A 7,826-nucleotide genomic window follows, 5' to 3' on the forward strand; every position below is an offset into this window, starting at 1 on the left:
AGCTCGGTCCCGGGGACCTCTAGAGTCCCCGCGGCGGCGCTCGATCTGCTGCAACGCTACGACTGGCCGGGCAATGTCAGGGAACTGCGCAATGCGGTCGAACGCGCGATCCTGCTTTCCGCCAGCGGAAGCGTCGAGGTCGAGGATCTGCCCGAGGAGCTGCGCGATGTCTGCACCTGTATGGCGGAGGGCATGGCCATGGACGGGTGGCCGTTGCTCGGCTCGCCGGCCCCGCCCGTCATGGCGTCTGCGGGCGTCACATCCTCGATGTCGCTGACGGTCACCGAACAGCGGACCATCGAGGATGTGATCGCCGCAACCGGAGGCAACCTGTCGGATGCCGCGTCGGTCCTCGGCATTTCGCGCAGCACGCTGTACCGGAAGCTGAACCAGCACGGCATTCAACGCGCAGCCGCCAGGAAGGCACAGTCGGATCAAACCGGCATCGGCTGCAGCCGGGTCTGATGTCCACCCTGTCCCGGACAGTTCCTGTGGAGCAGAGCGGAATCATCGTGCAAGGAGAGGCGGGGGCATGTGCCAGATCTTCGTCAACACCGATCCGATCCTCTACGAGGCACGGTCCCGATCGGTGCGCATCCATGGCATGGTCACCAGCATCAGGTTGGAGAACCTGTTCTGGAACGTCCTAGCCGACATCGCCGCGGAACAGGGAACGACCACGAACCGGCTGATCCTGTCGCTGTATGACGAGGTTCTGGAGGCCCATGGCGCCGTTCAGAATCTCGCCTCCTTCCTGCGCGTCAGCTGCGTCCGCTATCTGACACTGAAGCCGCGCACACGTCTGCCGGACCTCGCCGCCGGACCGCCGGACACCACGGAACCAACCTCGACCGGCGACGGCAGGTCGGTCGTCTCTCTGCGACAGGGTCGGGCGGCACGGTAGGGTGACTGTATCATCACTGCCGGCTCTCGCCCTTTCCGATGCCCTTACGCTTGCCAATTCATAGGACGCGGAGGGCGGCGGCGAGATTGTTCTCCCTTTCGCAACAGATTTCTTATTTCTGCTTTATTTATCGCTTCCATAAGAACGGATAGTGTCCTGGCACTGACCGGCACGACACTCCGTTCGCGTCCGGCCCGATCCCGATCTCTCCCAAGGATCCAAGGACGCGGATCATGAGCCAGTCCACCACCCTCTGCGTCGCCGCCGGCGACAGCCTGTCGACCCTGTCCTGCAAGCTGAACAGCGCCGGTTGCTCCCTCGTCCGTGGGGTGCTGGATCTGCTAATGATGCCGTCGGGCAACCAGCGCCTGCTGGGCTGGCTGGGCAATCATCTGTTTTCGGTTGCCGGTCAGCTCGCCGACAATGCGTCGGACCTGGGTTCGATCCCGTCGGGCATTCATTCCGCTCTGGCTGGTCCGCTTCTGGCTGCCATCGGCTGTGCGGCGATCCTGGCGCTGCGCTCCTTCGGCGTCGCGGTGGCGCTGGCGATCCTGATGCTGATCGGCGCCTTTACCCTGACCATGCAACTGCCGCCCGATCTGATCGGTTCGGTCAGGGGAGTCGAGTTTCTGCTGATCTTCGGTCTTGCCGGCGTCAGCGCCGCTTTTCGTCACACAACGCGGTGACCGTATCGCTCACGCCGACCGACCGTCCCACGCTTCCCCGACAAGCCAGTCGACGAAGCCGGCAACCAGCGTTCCGGCATCGGCCTGGGGTGGAATGAGCGCAACATAGCCCGTTCTCGGAACCCGGATCTCAGGCAGCGGTGTCATCAGCCGCCCCCTGTCGATGTCGATCTGGAGCATCGGCAACGGGCCGATGCCGATGCCGAGTCCATCTTCCACCGCCTGCCGGGTCACGAAGAAGTGATCGAACTTCTGGCGGGGAAGCCCGGCAAGATGTTGGAGTCCCGCCGCTTCGAGCCAACTCGCCCAGTCGCCCGCGCGGGTTTCGCTCGCCAGCAGGCGGTGTCCCTCGATATCGGCGGGCTTCTGGATCGGCCGCTGGGCGAACAGTGCCGGACTCATGATCAGCGTGTCCACATCGTCGAGCACCGGGACGACGCGATGCTGGGGCCACACATGCTCGCGGGCAACACCGCGCCGGACCGCCACGTCGACGCCGCCACGCAACTCCTCAAGCACGGTCGAAACCGTTGTAACCGCGACTTCGACCTGCGGATGGGCGGCGTGATACCGCTCCAGTCGCGGGATCAGCCAACGCATCGCGAAGCTGGTCGGGGCGCTGACACGCAGGATGCGGCGGGCACCGGGCCGGCCGCAGGCTTCCGCCGCGACAGCCAGACGGTCGAAGGAAAGCCCGACTTCGGCGGCGAAGATTTTGGCCATCGGGGTCGCGACCATGCGACGCCCGTCCTTCGTGAACAGCCTCTGGCCGAGCCAGCTTTCGAGTGCGGCCATCTGGCGGCTCACCGCACCATGGGTGAGACCGAGTTCGGCCCCGGCCTCGGCATAGCTGCCGGTCCGGGCTGCGACCTCGAAGATGCGCAAGGCATTCAGGGGGGGCAGGCGGCGCATGGGCAATCCGTGAGAAAAACGAACGGTATCGGTGAATAAAACCATACTAGTCGCTGAAATCTCACACGTATAGCATGCCTTCGAATTCGATTCAGACCAACGAGGCCTGTTGTGCCTCCGGAGGCCTCATCACAGATGAAATTGCGACAGTGGTGGACTCAGAAAAGAAAAAGCCTGACGAGCGCGTGTCTTGCTCACGCACTGCATGATGGATACACGGATGCCCTCTATGTCTTCCTGCCGGTATGGCAGGCGGAGTTCGGCCTTTCCTATGCGGCGCTTGCCATCGTTCGGGCTCTTTATTCCGGGACGATGGGGGGATTGCAGGTTCCGGCCGACCGGGCGTTGCGCGGCCTGTCGCCACGAGCGGCGCTGATCCTGTCGACCGTCCTTGCCCTGGCGGGGCTGCTGATCATGGCGGCGCCGTTCGGCTTCGCGGGTCTGTGCATCGGCCTCGTCGTGGCCGGCATCGGATCGAGCATCCAGCACCCCTGCGGCTCGATGCTGGTCACCGTGAGTTACGGCTCGGACTCGCGACATCCGCTGGGCATCTACAATTTCTCGGGCGATCTCGGGAAGGCTGCCCTGCCGGCTCTGGCCGCCGTGCTGCTGCCGGTCGTCGGCTGGCAACCGGTGCTGGGGCTGATGGCGGTGCTCGGGATCGCCGTGGCGGTCGCCCTGCTGCCGCTGGCGCCGGCGGCTCCCATCGCCAGGACGGCGAGGGCGGCGGTGGCTTCGGGCAAAGGACGTGGCGGCTTCGGCATCCTGACGACAATCGGTGCGCTCGATACCGCGACCCGCATGGGCTATCTGCTGTTTCTGCCCTTCCTCATCCACGGCCAGGGCGGAGACACGGCGACGGTCGGCCTCGCGCTTGCCCTGCTGTTCATCGGCGGGGCGTTCGGAAAGGCGACCTGCAGCCGGCTCGGGGACCGGTTGGGCGTTGTCGGCAGTGTCATGGTGACCGAAGCGGCCACCGCGTTGCTGATCGCGGCGACGCTGTTCACGTCGCTGACGCCGACCCTGATCCTGCTGCCGCTGCTCGGCGTCGTGCTCAACGGCACATCCTCGGTGCTCTACGGCACGGTGCCGGAGCTTTCCGACGGCGATACCGGCCGGGCCTTCGCGATCTTCTACACCAGCGTCATCGGTGCCGGCGGCCTGGCACCGATCCTTTACGGCACAATCGCCGATCACAGCAGCCAGACGGTCGGCGTGCTGGCCTCGGCGGCGACCGCCGCCGTGATCGTTCCTCTCGTCCTGATGCTGACGCCCCATCTGGGTGCCTCCGGCGCGGAATCGGACGGGAAGGCCGGCGTCTTCCGGCACCGGATGGCAAAGTGGGTCGGCCAAGGCCGGCAATGAGCCGACGCCTGTCGGCCGCTCACCCCCCCCGCGTGACCGCCTTACCATCACAAGGAGACAATTCGATGAACACCGTCCCTCAGCCGCCGTTGATCCTGATCACGGGTGGCGCGCGCGGCATGGGCGCGGCAACCGCAAGGCTTGCAGCCGCCCAGGGCTACGACGTCGCGATCAGCTTTGTCGCCAACGAGTCCGCCGCCCTCGCCGTGGCTGCGGATGTCGAGGCTCTCGGGCGCCGGGCCTTGGCGGTGCGCGCCGACAGCGCCGATCCGGCCCAGGTCGCCGGGCTGTTCGCCGCGATCGACCGGACGTTCGGCCGGATCGATGTGCTGGTCAACAACGCCGCGGTGCTTGCGCGCCAGTGCCGGACCGAGGATCTCGACTTCGAGCGGATGCAGCGCATCTTCGCGGTCAACGCAATCGGCCCGATCCTCTGCGCGCAACAGGCGGCCAAGCGCATGTCCCATCGCCACAACGGGCGGGGCGGCGTGGTGATCAACATCTCGTCGGCATCGGCCCGGCTCGGCAGCCCGAACGAATATGTCGACTATGCCGCGTCCAAGGGCGCCCTCGAAACCTTCACCATCGGCTTCGCCAAGGAGGTCGCGCGGGAGGGAATCCGCGTCAACTGCATCCGTCCCGGGCACATCTACACCGACATGCATGCGAGCGGCGGCGAGCCGGGGCGGGTGGATCGCGTCAAGGACACGATCCCGATGGGAAGAGGCGGCCAGCCCGAGGAAGTTGCGCGGGCGATCCTCTGGCTGGCAAGCGACGAGGCATCCTTCATCACCGGCACTTTCCTCGACGTCACTGGCGGCAAATGAGCGACGGGATCGGCGCCGGCTCCCGGATTTCCTGCAACGGCGGTCGATTTTGAGGCCACGCCCAAGCTCCGACGGAACATTTCCGCTCTGCGGTGTTTGTCTGGTGACATGGACGTTAAGGAGCCGTTGGTGCCCAAGCCGATCCCGATTGAGAAAGTGCAGACCGGAATTCCCGAATTCGATCTGATCTTGCGTGGCGGGCTGCCGCGCGGCCGAATCCATCTTCTGGAGGGTGCTCCCGGCACGGGCAAGACCACCATCGCCTTGCAGCTTCTGATCCAGGCGCGTTGCGACGGCAAGACCGGTCTGTACATCACGCTGTCGGAAGATGCGAAGGAACTGGAGACGACCGCCGCGAGCCATGGCTGGTCGCTCGACGATTTCTCGGTCTTCGACATCGTGCCGATCGAAGCGCAGCTGGATCGCCAACAGAGCGTGCTCTACCCGTCGGAGGTCGAGCTTGGCGAAACGGTGCGCCTGATCATCGAGCGGATCGAACGCGACGATCCGGAAGTGCTGGTGATCGACACGGTGTCGGAACTGCGGCTGCTCGCCCAGGACCAGCTCGGCTACCGCCGGCAGGTCCTGGCCTTGAAGCAGTTCCTGCAGGGGCGCCGCTGCACCACCCTGATCCTCGACGACCTGACCCATCAGGACGGCACCAGCGACCTGCACAGTCTGGTGCACAGCGTGATCGTGCTGGAGCAGCTTGAACGCACCTATGGCGCGGCACGCCGGCGCCTGCGCATCGCCAAGATGCGGGGGGCGGATTACCAGAGCGGATGGCATGATTTCGCCATCACCAGGACCGATGTGCTGGTCTTCCCCAGCCTGATTGCCGGAGAACACAAGAGCGACTTCGAGCCGACCACCATGGAAAGCGGCCTGCCGGCCCTGGACGACCTGATGGGCGGCGGGCTGACGCATGGCACCACAACGATGCTGGTGGGGCCGTCGGGCGTCGGCAAATCGTCGCTTGCCCTGCAATATGTCACCGCCGCGGTCAGGCGTGGCGAGCATGCCGCCTATTTCTCCTTCGACGAGAATTTCAAGACCTTGGGCCTGCGCAGCATCGCGCTGGGGATCGATATCCGGGAAGCGGTGCAGCAGGACCGCGTCGGCTGGCAGCGCGCCAACCCGTCCCGCCTGTCGCCCGGCCAGTTCGTCTGGCAGGTCCGCCGCGAGGTCGAGGACCGCAACGCCCGCATTGTGGTCATCGACAGCCTGAACTCCTACCTCAGCACCATGCCGGAGGAAAAGGCGCTGACGCTCCAGATGCACGAGCTGCTGACCTACCTGAACAACAAGGGCGTGGTGACCATCCTGGTCCTGGCCCAGCAGGGCATCGTCGGCGACGTGCAGAATCCGGTCGATCTGTCCTTCATGAGCGACACCGTGGTCCTTCTGCGCTTCTTCGAGGCCGAGGGCGAGGTACGCAAGGCGATTTCCGTGGTCAAGAAACGCACCGGTGTTCACGAACTGTCGATCCGCGAGTTCCGGCTGTTCCCCGACGGCATGCAGGTCGGGCCGCAGCTGATGGACTTCCGCGGCGTGTTGACCGGCGTGCCGGAATATGACGGTGTGGCAGAGACTCTCCTCAATGCTCAGGGCGAAGCCGGGTGATCGATGCCGATGCACGGGTCCATCCTTGTCCTGGCCCCCGAGGGGCGGGACGCCGAGGTGATCGCTTCGGTGCTGGAGGAGATCGGTCTGGCGCCCCAGCCCTGTGCCGATTTGCCGGCGCTTTGCCGGAGCCTTGGCGATGATGCCGGGGGCGCTGATGTCGGCGCGCTGATGCTCTCGGAAGGGGTGCTGACCGACGTCGAACCGCTGACCGCCTGGCTGGAGGCGCAGCCGCGCTGGTCGGACCTGCCCATCGTGATCCTGACGTCGCGGCGCAGCCGGCGGGCTGCGCGGGGTAGACAGGCGTTCTTCCAGGCGCTCGGCAACGTCACGCTGCTGGACCGTCCGCTTCATCGCGAGGCGTTGCAGAGCGCGGCCCAGGCGGCCCTGCGCAGCAGGGAACGCCAGTACCGGACCCGCAGTCATCTTCAGGAGATCACCCAGGCGTCCAGCCGATTGGAGGAGCGGGTCGCCGAGCGGACCCAGGCCCTGAAGGCCGAAATGGCCGATCGACGGCGGGCGGAGGACCAACTGCATCAGGCGCAGAAGATGGAGGCGCTGGGCCAGCTGACCGGCGGCGTGGCGCATGACTTCAACAACCTGCTCCAGGGGATCGTCAGCTGCCTTGCCGTGCTGGCCCCCACCGTGCCCGACGGTGTCCCGCGCGACCTGTTCGAGGCGGCCAACCGCTCCATCGAACGTGGTGCCCGGCTGACCCAGTCGCTGCTGTCCTTCGCCCGGCGTCAGACGCTGATGCCGGAGCCCACCGACCTGGGAGAGCTGCTCACCGGGATGAGTTCCCTTCTGGAACGCTCCCTGGGTGGCCGGATCAGCGTCACCATCGAGGTGGCGCCCGGACTTCCGGCGGCGCTGATCGACCGGGCGCAGCTCGAATCCGCCATCCTGAACCTCGCGATCAACGCCCGTGACGCCATGCCGGCCGGTGGGCGGCTGTCCCTCGCCGCCTTCGCCGTCGAGTTCCGCGATGGTGAAACCGGCGCGGCCGTGACCGGGCCGGCGGAGTTGCGGGCCGGGACCTATGTGGCGATCCGGGTCGCCGATACCGGCACCGGCATCGCCCCGTCGGTGCTGCCCCACGTCTTCGAGCCCTTCTTCACCACCAAGCCGCTGGACAAGGGTTCGGGGCTGGGGCTGTCGATGGTGCAGGGCATGGCGACCCAATCGGGCGGCGGGGTCCATATCGACAGCAAACCCGGCAGGGGAACCGACATCACCCTCTATCTGCCGAGCGTCGCGACGGTCGCCGACAGGCCGGAACGGTCGGCCGCCGAAGTCGAACGCCGCCAGGGGCGAACCATCCTGCTGGTGGAAGACGACGCCATCGTGCGGATGGGAACGATGGCGCTGCTGGAAAACCTGGGCCATCGGATCGTCGAGGCGGAAAGCGGAGAGAGCGCCCTGGCGCTGCTGCGCGATGGGGTCGAGATCGACGCGCTGGTCACCGACTTCGCCATGCCCGGCATGAATGGAGTCGACGGGTGCGGAGTT

8 protein-coding genes are annotated in these 7,826 nt (G+C 66.2%); 7 read left to right on the forward strand and 1 reads right to left on the reverse strand.

Translation table 11 applies throughout. The features are described from left to right. From I71_RS29000 to I71_RS35335, 3 genes are all read left to right on the forward strand, one after another. A partial coding sequence (locus I71_RS29000; protein ID WP_042702514.1) for a helix-turn-helix domain-containing protein occupies positions 1-465 on the forward strand: 465 nt, incomplete at its 5' end. Positions 466-532: 67 nt separating this feature from the next. Further along, complete coding sequence (locus I71_RS29005) at positions 533-904, forward strand: ribbon-helix-helix domain-containing protein (RefSeq protein ID WP_042702517.1); 372 nt, start codon at positions 533-535, stop codon at positions 902-904. A 233-nt stretch (positions 905-1,137) separates the two neighbouring features. After that, positions 1,138-1,590 carry a hypothetical protein gene (locus I71_RS35335; RefSeq protein WP_049976389.1) on the forward strand — a complete coding sequence of 151 codons (453 nt, stop codon included), beginning with the start codon at positions 1,138-1,140 and terminating at the stop codon, positions 1,588-1,590. Between the two features lie 9 nt (positions 1,591-1,599). Here the strand turns inward: I71_RS35335 and I71_RS29015 are convergent, their stop codons facing one another. Then, a complete protein-coding gene (locus I71_RS29015; RefSeq protein ID WP_042702519.1) occupies positions 1,600-2,502 on the reverse strand; it encodes a LysR substrate-binding domain-containing protein in 903 nt (300 codons plus the stop codon). Between the two features lie 135 nt (positions 2,503-2,637). Between I71_RS29015 and I71_RS29020 the strand changes: the two genes are divergently transcribed. The 4 genes from I71_RS29020 to I71_RS29035 form a co-directional block, all read left to right on the forward strand. Beyond that, positions 2,638-3,867, forward strand: a complete 1,230-nt coding sequence (locus I71_RS29020) for an MFS transporter (protein WP_042702521.1) — start codon at positions 2,638-2,640, stop codon at positions 3,865-3,867. A 65-nt stretch (positions 3,868-3,932) separates the two neighbouring features. Then, positions 3,933-4,694 (forward strand): SDR family oxidoreductase, encoded by a 762-nt coding sequence (locus tag I71_RS29025; RefSeq protein ID WP_042702524.1) that lies wholly within the window; start codon positions 3,933-3,935, stop codon positions 4,692-4,694. Between the two features lie 129 nt (positions 4,695-4,823). Next, positions 4,824-6,317, forward strand: coding sequence for an ATPase domain-containing protein (locus I71_RS29030; RefSeq protein ID WP_244434127.1), 1,494 nt, complete (start codon positions 4,824-4,826; stop codon positions 6,315-6,317). A gap of 9 nt (positions 6,318-6,326) precedes the next feature. Next, a partial coding sequence (locus tag I71_RS29035) for an ATP-binding protein (RefSeq protein ID WP_049976390.1) occupies positions 6,327-7,826 on the forward strand: 1,500 nt, incomplete at its 3' end.

The sequence above is a fragment of the Azospirillum sp. B506 genome (assembly GCF_000333595.1).
Taxonomy (GTDB): Bacteria; Pseudomonadota; Alphaproteobacteria; order Azospirillales; family Azospirillaceae; genus Azospirillum.